The organism is Proteus sp. fly-1008 (assembly GCF_040140305.1).
GTDB classification, from domain to species: Bacteria; Pseudomonadota; Gammaproteobacteria; order Enterobacterales; family Enterobacteriaceae; genus Proteus; species Proteus vulgaris_B.
In genome coordinates this window covers 149,867-167,390 of sequence record NZ_JBEEWH010000003.1, presented here as the reverse complement: position 1 = coordinate 167,390, position 17,524 = coordinate 149,867, and the positions used below count along the sequence as shown (strand labels likewise).

Annotated in this window: 15 protein-coding genes; 12 read left to right on the top strand and 3 right to left on the bottom strand. The window is 38.9% G+C overall.

Annotated elements, in window-relative coordinates:
- The first annotated feature begins 10 nt into the window (after positions 1-10).
- From ubiH to gcvP, 5 genes are all read left to right on the top strand, one after another.
- Entirely contained in the window at positions 11-1,183 is a 1,173-nt protein-coding gene (ubiH, locus tag ABN256_RS07330; RefSeq protein WP_196554930.1) for a 2-octaprenyl-6-methoxyphenyl hydroxylase, read from the top strand.
- Between the two features lie 205 nt (positions 1,184-1,388).
- Positions 1,389-2,624 (top strand): FAD-dependent 2-octaprenylphenol hydroxylase, encoded by a 1,236-nt coding sequence (gene ubiI / locus ABN256_RS07325; RefSeq protein WP_196554929.1) that lies wholly within the window; start codon positions 1,389-1,391, stop codon positions 2,622-2,624.
- Between the two features lie 414 nt (positions 2,625-3,038).
- Positions 3,039-4,133, top strand: coding sequence for a glycine cleavage system aminomethyltransferase GcvT (gene gcvT / locus ABN256_RS07320; protein WP_196554928.1), 1,095 nt, complete (start codon positions 3,039-3,041; stop codon positions 4,131-4,133).
- A 34-nt stretch (positions 4,134-4,167) separates the two neighbouring features.
- Positions 4,168-4,560: a glycine cleavage system protein GcvH gene (gene gcvH, locus ABN256_RS07315; RefSeq protein ID WP_196554927.1), complete on the top strand. Its 393-nt coding sequence runs from the start codon at positions 4,168-4,170 to the stop codon at positions 4,558-4,560.
- A 128-nt stretch (positions 4,561-4,688) separates the two neighbouring features.
- The gene (gcvP, locus tag ABN256_RS07310) at positions 4,689-7,565 is read left to right on the top strand and encodes an aminomethyl-transferring glycine dehydrogenase (protein ID WP_196554926.1); all 2,877 of its coding nucleotides are present in this window, start codon (positions 4,689-4,691) and stop codon (positions 7,563-7,565) included.
- 68 nt (positions 7,566-7,633) lie between these two features.
- On the opposite strand, the gene ABN256_RS07305 is transcribed toward gcvP, so the two are convergent.
- Both ABN256_RS07305 and ygfZ read right to left on the bottom strand, forming a co-directional pair.
- Entirely contained in the window at positions 7,634-8,236 is a 603-nt protein-coding gene (locus tag ABN256_RS07305) for an HD domain-containing protein (protein WP_196554925.1), read from the bottom strand.
- A 27-nt stretch (positions 8,237-8,263) separates the two neighbouring features.
- A complete protein-coding gene (gene ygfZ / locus ABN256_RS07300; protein ID WP_196554924.1) occupies positions 8,264-9,250 on the bottom strand; it encodes a tRNA-modifying protein YgfZ in 987 nt (328 codons plus the stop codon).
- 263 nt (positions 9,251-9,513) lie between these two features.
- On the opposite strand from ygfZ, the gene sdhE reads away from it, so the two are divergent.
- Positions 9,514-9,789 (top strand): FAD assembly factor SdhE, encoded by a 276-nt coding sequence (sdhE, locus tag ABN256_RS07295; RefSeq protein ID WP_036938885.1) that lies wholly within the window; start codon positions 9,514-9,516, stop codon positions 9,787-9,789.
- Positions 9,790-10,249: 460 nt separating this feature from the next.
- The gene (locus ABN256_RS07290; RefSeq protein WP_196554923.1) at positions 10,250-10,657 is read left to right on the top strand and encodes a protein YgfX; all 408 of its coding nucleotides are present in this window, start codon (positions 10,250-10,252) and stop codon (positions 10,655-10,657) included.
- Between the two features lie 16 nt (positions 10,658-10,673).
- Here ABN256_RS07290 and fldB read toward each other — a convergent pair whose 3' ends face one another.
- Positions 10,674-11,192 (bottom strand): flavodoxin FldB, encoded by a 519-nt coding sequence (fldB, locus tag ABN256_RS07285; RefSeq protein WP_196554922.1) that lies wholly within the window; start codon positions 11,190-11,192, stop codon positions 10,674-10,676.
- A 108-nt stretch (positions 11,193-11,300) separates the two neighbouring features.
- Between fldB and xerD the strand changes: the two genes are divergently transcribed.
- The 5 genes from xerD to lysS all read left to right on the top strand — a co-directional run bounded on the left by xerD (position 11,301) and on the right by lysS (position 17,517).
- Positions 11,301-12,239, top strand: a complete 939-nt coding sequence (gene xerD / locus ABN256_RS07280) for a site-specific tyrosine recombinase XerD (protein WP_115350651.1) — start codon at positions 11,301-11,303, stop codon at positions 12,237-12,239.
- A gap of 33 nt (positions 12,240-12,272) precedes the next feature.
- Positions 12,273-12,980, top strand: coding sequence for a bifunctional protein-disulfide isomerase/oxidoreductase DsbC (dsbC, locus tag ABN256_RS07275; RefSeq protein WP_072069225.1), 708 nt, complete (start codon positions 12,273-12,275; stop codon positions 12,978-12,980).
- A gap of 9 nt (positions 12,981-12,989) precedes the next feature.
- Positions 12,990-14,723: a single-stranded-DNA-specific exonuclease RecJ gene (gene recJ, locus ABN256_RS07270; protein WP_196554921.1), complete on the top strand. Its 1,734-nt coding sequence runs from the start codon at positions 12,990-12,992 to the stop codon at positions 14,721-14,723.
- A gap of 172 nt (positions 14,724-14,895) precedes the next feature.
- Positions 14,896-15,994, top strand: a protein-coding gene (prfB, locus tag ABN256_RS07265) for a peptide chain release factor 2 (protein ID WP_099074846.1) whose coding sequence is annotated in 2 segments (ribosomal slippage) — positions 14,896-14,970 and positions 14,972-15,994 — 1,098 coding nt in all. Because the reading frame shifts where the segments join, the coding sequence is not laid out codon by codon here.
- A gap of 8 nt (positions 15,995-16,002) precedes the next feature.
- A complete protein-coding gene (gene lysS, locus ABN256_RS07260) occupies positions 16,003-17,517 on the top strand; it encodes a lysine--tRNA ligase (protein WP_072069223.1) in 1,515 nt (504 codons plus the stop codon).
- Positions 17,518-17,524 lie beyond the last annotated feature (7 nt).

Here is a 17,524-nt window from a genome sequence, read left to right as displayed (position 1 = left end):
TAAAATCAGTATGAATGTGATTATTGTGGGTGGTGGAATGGCGGGTGCAACATTAGCACTAGCACTTTCTGCATTAAACAAAGGCAATATTTCAATTTCGTTAATTGAAGCAAGAGAGCCTGATAATGGGCATCCTGGATTTGATGCAAGAGCGATTGCATTAGCCCATGGAACAGCAAAGCGGTTATCGCAAATTGGGCTTTGGTCAATATTAAAACCTTTTGTTACCCCCATTAATCACGTTCATGTCTCAGATAAAGGCCATTGTGGTTTTGTTAATATTCATGCACAAGACTATGATATATCGGCACTGGGTTATGTGATTGAGTTACATGACGCAGGGCGACAACTTTTTGCCAAGTTAAAAAAGCAATCTAATATCACGCTTTATTGCCCAGCTACAGTTGAACAAGTTCAGCGTAATATAGACTGCGTTGAAGTAACGCTTGATAATGGTACGCAATTAACAGGTGATTTACTGATTGCAGCAGATGGTACAAACTCGCCGATAGGCCACCAATGCCATATTCAATGGCAACGTGAGCCTTATCACCAAGTCGCCGTAATTGCTAATGTCAAAACAGAAATAAACCCAGAGGGAAAAGCCTTTGAGCGTTTTACTGAATTTGGCCCATTAGCCATGTTACCGATGAGCGAAGGGCGTAGTTCATTAGTGTGGTGTCACCCGATTGAAAAATGGGATGATATTTCACAGTGGGATGATGAAACAACCATCGCACATTTACAACGTGACTTTGGCTGGCGTTTAGGAAAAATAGAGCATATTGGTAAGCGAAATTGCTATCCTTTAGCGTTACAAAAAGCCAATCAAATTATTAGTCACCGTTTAGCCTTAGTAGGTAATGCATCACAAACACTCCATCCTATTGCAGGACAAGGCTTTAATCTTGGTTTACGTGATGTTATGGCGCTCGCCAATACGCTCACTCAAGCGATTAATACTAATACTGATATTGGTAGTTACCGAGTGCTCTCTCAATATCAACAACTTCGCCAACAAGATAGAGAAAAAACAATCTCTATTACTGATGGGTTGGTGAAAGTGTTTGCAAATCGTTGTGTGCCACTGGTTGTTTCTCGCAACTTAGGGTTAATGACGATGGAGTTGCTCCCAATGATGAGAGATAAATTGGCGCATCAAACACTGGGCTGGACAGACTAGAGCGTGTTGATTTTTAATGGTCAATTTTCATCCGAATCTATAGGGCTGTTTTTAACGTCTATTTTTATTTTAAGAGGTCATTGTTAATATCAATCAATCAATCCCTAAAATAGTAAATAGTTTGCTTTATAAATTTTTTTTGTTGTAAAAACGAGCAGAAAAGAACAGCGCGCTCTAAAAAAAACGCTTTTTAGGATATTTTATTATGAAATCATTTGATGTTGTTATTGCTGGTGGTGGAATGGTTGGGCTTGCATTAGCCAGCGGATTACACGGGTGTGGATTACGTATAGCGATAATAGAAAATCACCCAGTAACAAAACATTTTCACCCGCAAGATGATTTTTCATTACGGGTATCCGCTATTAATACTGCCAGTGAAATGTTGCTGAAAAAATTAGGTGTTTGGGAAAACTTAAATGCTTTACGAGCAACGCCTTACCAAGGTATGGAAGTTTGGGATCAAGATAGTTTTGGTCGTATTGAATTTTCGGCACAAAAAGAAGGGTTCAGCCATTTAGGCTCTATTATCGAAAATAACCTCATTCGAGAAGTGCTTTGGCAAAAATGTGAAAGCCACAGTGATATAACCTTCTATTCATCGACACAAATTGAACGTGTTGTTTGGGGTGAAAATGATGCATTTATTACCCTTAATGATGGTGAAATGTTGACGGCAAGATTAGTTGTCGGAGCTGATGGTGCTAATTCATGGTTACGCAAACATGCCGATATTCCTCTGACTTTTTGGGATTATGAACATTATGCATTAGTTGCTACTATTCGTACTGAACAACCCCACGACAATGTTGCTCGCCAAGTCTTTCATGGTGAAGGTATTTTAGCATTTCTACCTCTTTCTGATCCTCATACTTGCTCTATTGTTTGGTCTTTACCAAGCCATCTAGCTGAACGCTACAAAAATGCAGATAAAACCTTATTTGAGCGCACATTAGGTGTGACATTTGATATGCGTTTGGGTCAATGTGAATTAATAAGTGATCGCATGACAATACCATTAACTGGTCGCTATGCACGCCAATTTGCAGCGCCTCGTTTAGCGTTATTAGGTGATGCGGCACATACTATTCACCCTTTAGCTGGACAAGGCGTTAACCTTGGTTTTATGGATGTTGCAGAGTTAATTGGTGAGATCCGCCGCTTAAAAGCAGAAGGGAAAGATTTTGGTGAATATCTTTATTTGAGACGATTTGAGCGTCGTCGCAAACATGCGGCCGCTGTAATGTTAGCCAGTATGCAGGGATTTCGTGAACTTTTTGCCGGAAATAATCCTGTCAAAAAATGGGTTCGAGATATCGGCCTTTCGTTAGCGGATAGTTTACCGGGCGTAAAACCAAAGTTACTTGAACAAGCAATGGGTCTTTCTGATTTACCTGAATGGTTAAGTGATAAAAATTTCACTTCAGTTGAAAAAATCTAATTCCTCCCTTATTTCACATTACTTTTATTTATATCTGACTGAAGAAATAGAACTAAAAAAATCTATTTTTTCAGTCTATTCTTTGCACTAATTCCTTTTTTACAGGAATTCCTCGCTAAAAATGAGCGCTGATACGCATAATTGCAATCATTAGTTCTGCATACTCATATCTCTCTATTATGATTGAGAGACACAATACCCTATTTTAACTTATGGTTTATTTTTTCTGGCAATGCTAAGTTCAAGAGGATGGTATCGTTTGCGTTGTACGTTAATTGCTCGTATTTGTTAAATCCATGTTTAAAAATAAACTTAAACTCGTGATTAATACACTGATTTCTAATCAAGTTTAATTTTATATTTAACAAATTGCGTTCTCTGAATAATCTAAAGTAAAAGTAGAAAGAGGGAAGAATGGCAAAACAGACTCCGTTGTATGATGAGCACGTAGCCTGCGGTGCTCGTATGGTCGATTTTCATGGTTGGATGATGCCGTTGCATTATGGCTCTCAAATAGATGAACATCACAATGTACGCAGTGATGCAGGTATGTTTGATGTTTCTCATATGACCATTGTTGATTTACATGGCTCGCAAGTTAAAGATTTCCTACGTTATTTATTAGCGAATGATGTTGCTAAACTCACCGAAAAAGGTAAGGCGCTTTATACCGGAATGCTTAATGCATCAGGTGGTGTAATTGATGATCTTATCGTCTATTACTTTGATGATTCTTTCTATCGCCTTGTGGTGAACTCCGCGACTCGTGAAAAAGATCTGGCATGGGTTGAACAACATGCTTCAGATTACGTGGTTGATATTACTGTTCGTGATGACTTGGCTTTAATCGCGGTTCAAGGCCCTCACGCACAAGAAAAGGTTCAACGATTATTGACTGAACAGCAACGCCAAGTTGTTTCAACTATGAAGCCTTTTTATGGTGTAGAACTTGATGACTTATTTATCGCAACAACAGGCTATACCGGTGAAGCGGGTTATGAAATTGCGATGCCAAAAGAGCAAGCAGTCGATTTCTGGAAAAAATTATTAGCGGTGGGTGTTAAACCTGCCGGATTAGGTGCAAGAGATACATTACGCTTAGAAGCTGGAATGAATCTTTATAGCCAAGAGATGGATGAAACTATTAATCCGCTTGAAGCTAATATGGGGTGGACGATTGCGTGGGCACCTGAAGATCGTCAATTTATTGGTCGAGAAGCATTAGAAAAATTACGCGCAACAGGCACAGATAAACTTGTCGGCCTTGTTATGCGAGAGAAAGGTGTGTTACGTGCAGGTACTGCCGTACACTTTACTGATGATTTGGGTGAATTAAGAGAAGGTGTGATTACAAGCGGTACTTTTTCGCCCACATTAGGCTTTAGTATTGCATTAGCAAGAGTTCCCGCAGGTATTAAAGATAGCGCAATTGTATTAATGCGTAATCGTGAAATGCCAGTAGAAGTTGTTAAACCTGGTTTTGTTCGTTCAGGTAAAGCATTGGTATAACACGCACAATTATTTTAAATGGAGAGTAAGGTCAATGAGTCAAATACCTAGTGAATTAAAATACGCGCAGTCTCATGAGTGGGTCCGTTCAGAAGGCAATGGTGAATACACTATCGGTATTACTGAACATGCACAGGAATTATTAGGTGACATGGTGTTTGTTGATCTACCTGAAGTGGGTAGAGAAGTAGCAGCCGGTGATGATTGTGCAGTAGCGGAATCAGTAAAAGCTGCATCAGATATTTATTCACCATTATCGGGTGAAATTATCGCAGTAAATGAAGAGTTAGATGGTTCTCCAGAGCTGGTAAACAGCGCACCTTACGGAGAAGGTTGGCTATTTCGCATTAAAGCAAATAATGAAAGCGAATTAGATGACCTACTTGATGCTACTGGTTATCAAGAGTTGGTAGATAGCGAAGAATAAAACTAAGCGCCCCGTCAAATCATACCGGGGCGTTTTTATTTATTAGCTTGTTATTTGTTGCTATCACTACGTTCTTAAGCCATGGCTATTACCTATCCATTCATCGTGAATTCAGGAAATTACTTGCAATGACACAGAGTTTAAATCAGTTAGAGTATCGTGATGAATTTATTCGTCGCCATATTGGTTCATCACCAGAACAGATTAAAGAGATGCTCAGTGCTGTTGGCGTCTCCTCATTAAATGAATTAACCCAAAAAATTGTTCCAGATAATATCCAACTAGATACTCCACCAAATGTGGGTGCTGGAGCAACAGAGCAAGAAGCCTTGGCTGAACTTAAAGCCATTGCCAGCCAAAATAAGCGTTTTACTTCTTATATTGGTATGGGTTATGCGCCTTCTGTATTGCCTCCCGTGATTTTACGTAATTTATTAGAAAATCCAGGCTGGTATACCGCTTATACACCGTATCAGCCAGAAGTGTCTCAAGGCCGCCTTGAATCACTGCTGAATTTCCAACAAGTCACTATTGATTATACGGGAATGGATCTCGCTTCTGCGTCGTTACTCGATGAAGCAACGGCTGCCGCTGAAGCAATGGCGATGGCAAAACGTGTAAGCAAACTAAAAAATGCAGATCGTTTCTTTGTCGCTGATGATATTCATCCCCAAACCCTAGATGTGGTAAAAACACGCGCAGATACCTTTGGTTTTGAGGTTGTTGTTGATAAAGCGGAAAAGGTATTAGAGCTTGAAGGTGTTTTTGGTGTGCTATTACAACAAGTTGGCACAACAGGTGAAGTTCATGATTACAGTAAGTTATTGGCTGAACTGAAAGAACGCAAAATTATTACGAGTGTTGCTGCCGATTTAATGGCGCTGGTGGTATTAACAGCGCCAGGTCATCAAGGTGCTGATATCGTATTAGGTTCAGCACAACGTTTTGGTGTACCAATGGGATACGGTGGCCCTCATGCGGCATTCTTTGCTTGTCGTGATGAATATAAGCGAGCAATGCCTGGTCGTATCATTGGTGTGTCTCGTGATGCAGCAGGTAATCGTGCATTACGTATGGCAATGCAAACACGAGAACAGCATATTCGTCGTGAAAAAGCCAACTCCAATATTTGTACATCTCAAGTTTTACTTGCCAACATTGCTGCTATGTATGCGGTTTATCATGGGCCTGAAGGGTTAAAAACCATCGCTCAACGTATTCATCGTTTAACTGATATTTTGGCTGCGGGTTTACAACAAAATGGCATGACCTTACGCCATCAAACTTGGTTTGATACCTTAACGGTTGAAACAGCAGATAAAGCCGCTGTATTACAACGTGCAAAAGACGCTGAAATTAACTTGCGCACGGATATTGTGGGTGCCGTTGGTGTCACATTAAGTGAAATAACAACTCGTGAAGATGTATTAAAGCTTATTGAGATCCTTAGTGGTAAAGCATTAGTAGGTGATATTGATACACTTGATAAACAAGTCGTTTCATCTTCAGCATCTATTCCCGCGTCTATGCTACGTAAAGACACTGTGTTAACACATGAAAATTTTCATCATTATCACAGTGAAACTGAAATGATGCGTTATATGCATCGTTTAGAAAATAAAGACTTAGCTTTAAATCAAGCAATGATCCCATTAGGTTCATGCACGATGAAACTAAATGCGGCTGCTGAAATGATCCCAATTACATGGCCTGAGTTTACAGAGCTACATCCATTCTGCCCAGCCTATCAAGCGAAAGGCTATCAGGTGATGATTGGACAATTGGCTAATTGGCTTGCTGCATTAACCGGTTATGATGCAATGTGTATGCAACCAAACTCTGGGGCTCAAGGGGAATATGCGGGTCTATTAGCAATCCGCCGTTATCACCAAAGTCGTGGTGATAATGCACGTCATATCTGTTTAATTCCAAGCTCTGCACATGGTACTAACCCTGCGTCTGCACATATGGCAGGCATGACTGTGGTGGTTGTTGGTTGTGATGACAATGGCAACATTGATATTGCAGACTTAAAAGCCAAAGCAGAAAAACATCAAGCTGAACTCTCTTGCGTAATGGTGACATATCCATCAACACATGGTGTTTACGAAGAAGGTATTCGTGAAGTTTGCGAGATTATTCATCAATATGGCGGACAAGTTTATCTTGATGGTGCCAATATGAATGCGCAAGTAGGGATAACTACACCAGGCTTTATTGGCTCTGATGTTTCTCACTTAAACTTGCATAAAACCTTCTGTATCCCCCATGGTGGTGGTGGTCCTGGTATGGGGCCTATTGGTGTGAAATCACACTTAGCACCATTTGTACCGGGGCATTCTGTTGTTGAAATGGAAAATGTCACCACACAAGGTGCAGTTTCTGCTGCCCAGTTCGGTAGTGCTTCAATATTACCAATTAGTTGGATGTATATTCGTATGATGGGGTCGCAAGGGCTTAAACAAGCAAGCCAAGTGGCAATCTTAAATGCGAACTATATTGCACAACGTTTGAAAAATGACTATGACATTCTTTATGCTGGCGCTGATGGTTATGTCGCACATGAATGTATTATCGATATTCGCCCATTAAAAGCGAATTATGGTATCAGTGAAATGGATGTGGCTAAGCGTTTAATTGATTATGGATTCCACGCTCCAACCATGTCCTTTCCTGTTGCGGGTACATTGATGATTGAGCCGACAGAATCAGAAAGTAAAGTAGAAATTGACCGCTTTATTGAAGCGCTGCTTTCTATCCGAGCTGAAATTGCACAGGTAGATAAAGGCGTATGGCCAATTGGTGACAATCCATTAGTTAATGCACCTCATACACAATATGAATTAGTACAAGAGTGGTCACACAGTTATAGCCGAGAATGTGCTGTGTTTCCAAGTGAAGCAACGAAACAAAGCAAATATTGGCCAGCGGTTAAACGTCTTGATGATGTATATGGCGATCGTCATTTACATTGTTCATGTGCGCCAATTAGTGATTACGAATAAGCTTTAATCTAACAATATTTCTAAATTAAATACCGATGGTTAAGTTAGCCATCGGTATTTTTTTGTTGTTACTTCAACCAGCCTTTTTTCTGCGCCTCTAATAATTGAGGGTAGAGATATTGCCAAAACTCTGGCCACTGTTTTTCAATAAACAGGTTGCGCGCTAATACTTGTTCTAAGCGGATATTATTTTCCACCCAACTTTGACCTTCATTATGTAAGTTCATCAGCATTGGCATGGCGCGATCAAGAATATTAGCAAACTGAGATTCAGGTGTTTCAGCAGCATCATATTCCAGCCATAAATTGAGGAAATATTCACTTTGTGGGGATGGTAATAAAGCAAAAATGCGTCTTGCGGCTTTTTGCTCGTGTTCTTTGATTGCTTCACGAGCAGCAACGTCATACACCATAACGTCACCAGCGTCGATCTCAACGATATCGTGGACTAAAGCTAATTGAATAGCACGTCCCATATCAATATTGCCTGCATAAGGTTGGAAACTCATTGCGGCAACCGCAAAATGCCAGCTATGTTCTGCCGTATTTTCAGAACGGCTATTGTCTAACACATTATTTTTACGATAAACACGTTTAAGTTTATCTAATTCCATAATGAAATTAATAGTCTCTGAAAAGGGGCCAAAAGCCCCATTAGGTTGTTGTGTCATAAAAATCCATTCTGATTTAAATAAGAGTTACTCTTCTTCTAAAGAATAAGGAAGAGGTTTAATGGATAAGCGACTGATGTTGTCGCCTTGGACACGAAATACGCTGTCAGCTTCCATGTCGTTATTCATAATAACTTCTGTAAGGATAGTATTGTCAGCCATACGTACAGCACTTAATACAGTGCCCGTTTTACGCCATTTATCTTCACCCAATTGCCACTCAATACTACCGCCAATTTCTGGTAACTCAGTACTACCACCAGATAATAGATACATAGCACGTTTATTGGCACCTCTGAACTTCGCACGAGAGACCATTTCTTGACCAGTATAACAGCCTTTTTTAAAGCAGATGCTCAGAGGTAATGCTTGTAGGTTTGTTGCTTGAGGTAAGAACTGTTCGATATTTGGGGTATCAATAATAGGGTATCCAGCTTCAATATCTAAAGCTAACCATTGTTCACTATCACTTGTTTCAGCTTTTAATGTCGTGGCTAGATTTTTTGCTGTTTCTTCGTCAGTGACAATTAAGAAGCGCTCAGTAGGTAAAGGTAATTGAAGAATATAAGTATTATCGTGATTAACGACTTCATTCGCTTTGCGAGGAATATTAGGAAAATAGTCAGCTAAAGCTTGAGCTGCGCCTTGCCCTGCTAATCCTAATAATACGGCTTGTGTATTTTCGGCTAGGGTTATTTTTGAAAATACTGCGTATTTCTTTAATTCAGTCAGTTGTTTTTGTGCGACATTCTTACGCAAAATATAAGCAAAACCGTCTTGCATATGGAAAAAGCGTAATGTGCTCCACATTTTTCCTTTTGCTTCACAGTGTGCTGATAGTGTATGCGTGGTTGCAGGAAGTGCTGTAATATCGGTTGTTAATTGGCCTTGTAGATATTTTTCACTGTCAGCACCGGTTGCTGTTATCAGTGACCATTCATCTAAAGAAATCAGTGTTAACGGTAAATTGATTGCCGCATGAGGGCGTTTAGCCTGAGTCGAATTTTGAGTCATGATGTCACCAGCGATTAAATTAATCAGATACATCAGTTATGGTAAAAGAGTCACGAGACAATGCAAGTCATTATTATTTATAACGCACAGAAAATGAACCTGACAGATGACCATTAAGAGTGTATTCAATATGGTGTCTATGAGACGAAACCTGCAAACTGTGATCATTTTGATGTTAAAAATTTCGTGATAAGACTATCATCGAGGTAGGAAGAAATCGTAGTATTTCTTGATTTGAACAATGTAAAGAGCAGAGTATGACTATCGATATAGAGAATAAAGCACGAATTAACTGGGCATGTCGCCGTGGAATGCGCGAGCTGGATATTTCTATCATGCCTTTTTTCGAAAATGAGTACGATACGTTATCTGATAACGATAAAGCGCTTTTTGTTCGTTTACTCGAATGTGCAGATCCTGATTTATTTAACTGGTTAATGAATCATGGTCGTCCTGACGATGAATCGCTCTATTATATGGTGAAGTTAATCCAAGAGCGTAATCGGGCGAGAATGGCAGAGATCGTTGATAAATATTAATAAAAAAAACGTATAAAATCAGCGATAGGCTAAATAATAATTTTTATTGGTTATAAAGACGCCTTTATTATCTAATAAAGGCGTTTTTTATTTTTATATAAAAATAATATTAGTTATGTTCTAAAATGTGATGAAATAAAAAACAGGTTTGCGATAAAAATGCGTGTTATCTCTATAAATCATCGTTTAAATGATCTTTTTTCATGATTATCTTCTGAGTATTTAGTAAATCAGGTATGCTCATTTTATTAAAACAGCAATTTAAAAAGAATAAAGATTACGTACTTATTATTAAATTGTTTTTTTGATTAAGTATAAAATAGTCATAAATAATAAAAAATTAAATCTAAAATGTAAGGTAAACTATTTACAAGGTTAAAAAAGAAGTTACATTATAAATAGGTTATTCTTTAACGTTATTTATATCGGTATAGAACTAAAGCAGGAGTTAATATAACTCGTGATCTTATGGAAATCGCATCTTACAGTGTCATGGTTTACACAACTCTTTTCAACGGCAATCTATGTTGCTTTTGAAATAGGCTTATTGCTATATCCATGGCCTCCCGATTTTATTTATATTTGGGTGCCTTTGTTACTATTTTTGATTGGAAGCTGGTATTTTACGCAAAAAAATATTAGTCGAATCAAAGGTGATTTTGCTTTACTGAATGGTAATCGAGTGCAATGGAAACTTCATGAGTGGCAAATTACAAAGCGTCCCTGGATTAGTCGATTTGGTACTCAAATAACGTTGACCTCTATTTTGAATAAAAAACAAATCACGTTATGGGTCGCTTTTGATAGCATGACTGAAAATGAATGGCGTAATTTTTCGCAACTGTTAATGCAATACCCAGATATTTAATCTCTGGGCATTCTATTTATAAATTTTCTTCTATTTCACGTAAAATTTGCATACACCATTGTGATAAACGTTCATCAGTTTCTTCAAATTGATTAACGTCATCTAATGCAAGGCCAACAAAATGCTTACCATCATCTGATAATGGTTTTGGACTGACAAACTCATATCCATCAACAGGCCAGAACCCAATAAATTTAACGCCACTTGGCAATAAATGATGGTAAAGCATACCTAGTGCATCAAGAAACCATTCGCTGTAATCGACTTGGTCACCCATTCCATACATCGCAATAAGTTTGTTTTTTAAATTTAATGTTGGCAATGTTTCCCAAATGTTGAGCCAATCTTCTTGGATTTCGCCAAAATCCCAAGTGGGAATACCTAAAATAAGAATGTCATATTGCTCCATAAGCGTGATATCACACTCTTGAACATTATGAAGATCAACGAACTCTTCACCGAGAATATCACGAATTTTTTCTGCCGCCATTTCGGTGTAACAGGTGCTAGAACCGTAAAATAGACCAATTTTCATAAAGATTTTTAGGATATTTTTGCCAATAAAGGTCACTATTGTATCAGAAAAAAAGTTTTATAAGGCATAATGTAAAGGCAATAAACTAAAGAGCAGGAGAGTAAGACTGTGCCACAAACCAAATTATCGATAAAAAAAACAACGCAGACTCATGAAGATACAGATATTATCATTGAGCAATTTCTCGACAATATTTGGTTAGAACAAGGATTATCAGCCAATACACTCAGTTCTTATCGCTTAGATTTACAAGCATTAGGTCAATGGCTTATACATCATCAATCGGATTGGTTATCTGTGACCACCTTGGATTTACAATCTTTTCTCGCGACGCGTCTTGATGAAGGCTATAAAGCCAGTAGTGCTGCTCGTTTGCTCAGTACAATGCGTCGATTATTTCAATATCTTTATCGTGAAAAATTACGCTTAGATGATCCTAGTGCATTACTCTCAACCCCAAAATTGCCAAAACGTTTACCTAAAGATTTAAGTGAACGGCAAGTGGATGATTTACTTAATGCGCCTTGTATTGATGAGCCATTAGAATTACGTGATAAAGCAATGCTTGAAGTGCTTTATGCCTGTGGACTTCGGGTTTCTGAATTAGTGGGATTATCTCTTTCTGATATCAGCTTACGGCAAGGTGTATTAAGAGTGATCGGTAAGGGTGATAAAGAACGATTAGTCCCTTTAGGGGAAGAGGCTATTTACTGGTTAGAACAATATCTGCAATATGGAAGACCCACTTTAATGCAAGGAAAAACAGATGATATCGTTTTTCCTAGCCTAAGAGGGCAAAAAATGACACGACAAACTTTCTGGCATCGGATAAAACATTATGCTGTGATTGCTGGAATTGATACTGAAAAGTTATCACCCCATGTGTTGCGCCATGCATTTGCAACACATCTTTTAAATCATGGAGCAGACTTGCGTGTTGTACAGATGTTATTGGGGCACAGTGACCTCTCTACAACACAGATTTATACCCATGTTGCAACAGAGCGCTTGAAAGTGCTTCATCAGCAACATCATCCAAGGGGATAGCCACCAACACGCTGGCATTAAATAGGAATTTAAATGAAAAAGAAATTACTCTGGTTGCCAATACTATTAAGTATGGTGTCAATGCCTGTGCTTGCTGACAATGCTTCTATTGAAGCACAACTGGCTAAAATGCAAATTAAAGCAGAAAGCATTCAACCAACCCCGATTGTTGGATTAAATGCAGTGTTATCAGATAAAGGTATTTTTTATATAACTGACGATGGTAAATACCTAACAGCAGGCCCTATTTATAATATCAGCAGTGGTGAACCTGTTAGTATTGCCAATCAAGTTATTATGAAAAAAGTAGATTCACTTAAAAATGAAATGATCGTTTATAAAGCGCGTAATGAACGCCATGTGATCACCATTTTTACTGATATTAGTTGTCCTTACTGTCAAAAACTTCACCAAGAAGTACCTGAGTTAAATAAACAGGGGATAACAGTACGTTATTTAGCATTTCCTCGTAATGGTGTTGGCAATAATATAGTGAGTAAAGAAATGAATGCTGTGTGGTGTAGCGGCTTCCCTAATAAATCATTAGACAGTGCATTTAAAGGTGACAAAATTATTCCCATTGATGAATGTAAAAAAATTAATATTAATGAACATTTTAAATTAGGTACCATGATGGGAATTCAAGGTACACCTGCTATTGTGTTACCTAATGCGAGTATTTATGGCGGGTATATTTCTGCTCAAAACCTTATTGAATTATTAGATAAAAAAGAGAAGTAATCACGTTTTATGGTCACTATTGAACCGACACTACGTCGTCGAATTGCACAGGCAACCCAATTGCCGGATCACTTAGATCCTTTATTACGACAGATTTATGCTAATCGTGGAATAACATCCGAAGTTCAACTAGAACGCTCGTTAAAAGGCTTACTTCATTATCAAGCATTAACTGGAATTGAAACAGCACTTACATTGCTCATTGAGGCCTTAAAACAGCAATCTCGTATCGTGATTGTCGGTGACTTTGATGCCGATGGTGCAACCAGTACAGCACTGGCCATCAAAGCATTACGCCAAATGGGATTTAAACAAGTAAGCTATCATATTCCCAATCGCTTTGATGATGGTTATGGCTTAAGCTCTCAAGTTGTTCATGATGTTGCAAAAAAAGGGGTTGATCTCATTATCACTGTTGATAATGGCATTTCATCTTTTGAAGGTGTGGAGACTGCCCATGAATACGGTATTCGAGTCCTAGTAACAGACCACCATTTGCCGGGGCAAACATTACCAGCTGCTGATGCGATTATTAATCCTAATTTGGCTGATTGTGATTTCTTATCTAAATCATTAGCTGGTGTTGGTGTTACTTTCTATTTAATGACGGCATTACGAGCTGAATTAGAAAAATTAGGTTGGTTTGAGCAACACAATTTAGCACGTCCAAATATGGCTGATTTTCTCGATTTAGTTGCATTAGGAACCGTGGCAGACGTCGTTCCTCTTGATGAGAATAACCGCATTTTTGTTTATGAGGGATTACGTCGTATTCGAGCTGGTCGCTGTTGTGTAGGGATAAAAGCACTTACTGAAGTTTCTCGTAAGGAGCTATCTCAGCTGGTAAGCAGTGACTTAGGTTTTTCTTTAGGGCCACGTTTAAATGCTGCGGGGCGTCTTGATGACATGTCAGTAGGCGTTGCTCTGCTTCTAACGGATAATATTGGCTCTGCGCGTGAAATTGCTAATGAACTTGATGGTTTAAATCAAACGCGTCGTGAAATTGAAGCGGGTATGCAAGAAGAAGCCTCCTCTATTTTCCGCCAATTTATGGGCACTCAACATGACTTGCCGAATGGCTTAGCGATTTATCATCCTGAATGGCATCAAGGTGTTGTGGGTATTTTAGCGTCTCGTATTAAAGAAAAATTACATCGTCCTGTTATTGCTTTTGCACCTAGCGGTGATGGTCTATTAAAAGGTTCCGGTCGTTCAATCAGTGGTGTACATCTTAGGGATGCACTAGAACGATTAAATACTTTAAACCCTGGATTAATGCTTAAGTTTGGTGGGCATGCAATGGCGGCAGGACTTTCACTTGAAGAAGATAAATTCCCGCTATTTCAGCGTCATTTTTCGTCTTTAATGTCTGAATTGGTTTCTGACGAGCAGTTGCAAGGTGTTATTTTATCTGATGGTGAACTAACAGAAAATCAATTATCGCTACCTATTGCTGAAATGCTAAGAGAAGCAGGCCCATGGGGGCAAGCTTTCCCTGAGCCATTATTTGACGGCAAATTTATGTTGTTGCAACAGCGTATTGTAGGGAGTAAGCATTTAAAAATGATGCTTCAGCCTGTAAATAGTCATCTGATGATTGATGCCATTGCATTTAATGTTGATATCAATATTTGGCCTGATAACAGTATTAAAACAGTTGAATTAGCTTATCGATTAGATGTGAATGAATTTAGAGGGCAAAGAAATGCACAATTACTTGTTGAGCACATTTGGCCTTGTTAATTCGAATAATTTAAGCAATTTATTGTGATATAAAGTAAAAGCGTTGTTATGGCAACAACTATTGAGTAGACAATTGTATATAAATGCTATAAACCCGTGGATATATCCGTTACAATATGCGGTTCAAAATTTATTCCAATTGTTTTTGAAAACAACATAAAGACGAAAAAGCATGTTTGAAATCAACCCAGTAAAACACCAAATTGAAGAAGTCTCTGAAAGAACAAATGTTCTCAGGGGGTATCTTTGACTATGATGCCAAGAAAGAGCGTTTAGAAGAAGTTAACGCTGAATTAGAACAACCTGATGTGTGGAATGAGCCAGAAAGGGCGCAAGCATTGGGAAAAGAGCGTTCATCTCTTGAGGCTATCGTAGAAACTATCGACCAATTAGACCAAGGACTAGAAGACGTTTCTGGTTTACTTGAACTAGCGGTTGAAGCTGATGATGAAGAGACATTTAACGAAGCCATTGCTGAATTAGATGTGTTAAATAAAAAGCTTGAGCAATTAGAATTCCGTCGCATGTTCTCTGGTGAATATGACAGTGCGGATTGCTACCTTGATTTGCAAGCAGGCTCTGGTGGTACAGAAGCGCAAGATTGGGCAAGTATGCTGATGCGCATGTACTTACGCTGGGCTGAATCAAGAGGCTTTAAAACGGAAATTATTGAAGAATCTGACGGTGATGTTGCAGGATTAAAATCAGCGACTATCAAAATTATTGGTGAGTACGCTTATGGTTGGTTGCGTACAGAAACAGGTGTTCACCGCCTAGTTCGCAAAAGCCCATTTGACTCAGGTGGCCGTCGCCATACCTCATTTAGCTCTGCCTTTATTTACCCAGAAGTTGATGACAATATTGATATTGAAATCAATCCAGCTGATTTACGTATTGATGTTTATCGTGCTTCAGGTGCGGGTGGGCAGCACGTTAACAAAACAGAATCTGCGGTACGTATAACCCACGTTCCTACAGGTCTTGTCACTCAATGCCAAAATGATCGCTCTCAGCATAAGAACAAAGATCAGGCAATGAAGCAGATGAAAGCGAAGTTATACGAGCTAGAAATGCAGAAGAAAAATGCAGACAAGCAAGTAATGGAAGATAATAAATCCGATATTGGCTGGGGTAGTCAAATTCGTTCTTATGTTCTTGATGATTCACGTATTAAAGATTTACGTACTGGTGTGGAAACACGCAATACACAAGCAGTGTTAGACGGTGATCTTGATAAATTTATTGAAGCTAGCTTAAAAGCGGGCCTGTGAGGAAAAACATGTCGCAACAGCAACAAGGTGCGGAGCAGGCACCTGATTTAAATAACGAACTGCAAACACGCCGCGAAAAATTATCCGCTTTACGTGATAATGGTAACGCATTCCCAAATGATTTCCGCAGAGATGCATTATCTGACGAATTACATCAAAAGTATGATGCAATGAGTGCAGAAGAGTTAGAAGCAGCGAATGTGGAAGTTGCTATTGCAGGTCGTATGATGACTCGCCGTATTATGGGCAAGGCATCTTTCGCTACATTGCAAGACATGGGTGGTCGTATTCAGCTTTATGTTTCTCGTGATGATTTACCAGAAGGTATCTACAACGAGCAATTTAAAAAATGGGATCTTGGCGATATCTTAGGTGCTCGTGGTCGTGTTTTCAAAACGAAAACAGGTGAATTAAGTGTTCACTGTACAGAAGTGCGTTTATTAACTAAAGCACTGCGCCCGTTACCGGATAAATTCCACGGTTTAGCTGACCAAGAAATGCGTTATCGTCAGCGTTATTTAGACCTGATTTCTAACGAAGAATCACGTAAAACTTTCCAAATTCGTTCACAAGTTATGGCGGGTATCCGTCAATTTATGGTGAACAAAGGTTTTATGGAAGTTGAAACGCCAATGATGCAAACCATTCCTGGTGGAGCAAGTGCACGTCCGTTTATTACTCATCATAATGCGTTAGATATTGATATGTATCTGCGTATTGCACCTGAGTTATATTTAAAACGTTTAGTTGTGGGTGGGTTTGATCGCGTATTCGAAATCAACCGTAACTTCCGTAATGAAGGGGTATCACCGCGTCATAACCCAGAGTTCACTATGATGGAACTCTATATGGCGTATGCAGATTACCGTGACTTGATTGAATTAACGGAAGAATTATTCCGTACATTAACTGAAAATGTACTGGGCTCTTCGTTAGTGAAATACGGTGACCAAGAATTTGATTTTGGCAAACCATTTGCCAAATTAACCATGAAAGAAGCTATCTGCAAATATCGTCCAGAAACTGTTATGGCTGATCTTGATGATATGGATAAAGCAGTTGCTATTGCTCAATCTATTGGTATTAAGATTGAGAAAAGCTGGGGTTTAGGCCGTGTTCAGTGTGAAATTTTTGAAGAAGTTGCAGAAAGTCACTTAATTCAACCTACATTTATCATTGAATACCCGGCAGAAGTTTCACCATTAGCTCGTCGTAACGACGATAATCCATTTATCACTGACCGTTTCGAATTCTTTATTGGTGGTCGTGAGATTGGTAATGGTTTCTCTGAGCTTAATGATGCACAAGACCAAGCAGAGCGTTTTGAAGATCAAGTTCGCCAAAAAGAAGCAGGTGATGCTGAAGCGATGTTCTTTGACCACGACTATATTACGGCATTAGAACATGGTTTACCGCCAACAGCTGGCTTAGGGATTGGTATTGACCGTATGGTAATGTTATTTACTGACAGCCACACTATCCGTGATGTCATTTTATTCCCGGCAATGCGTCCTAATAAATAATTATTAT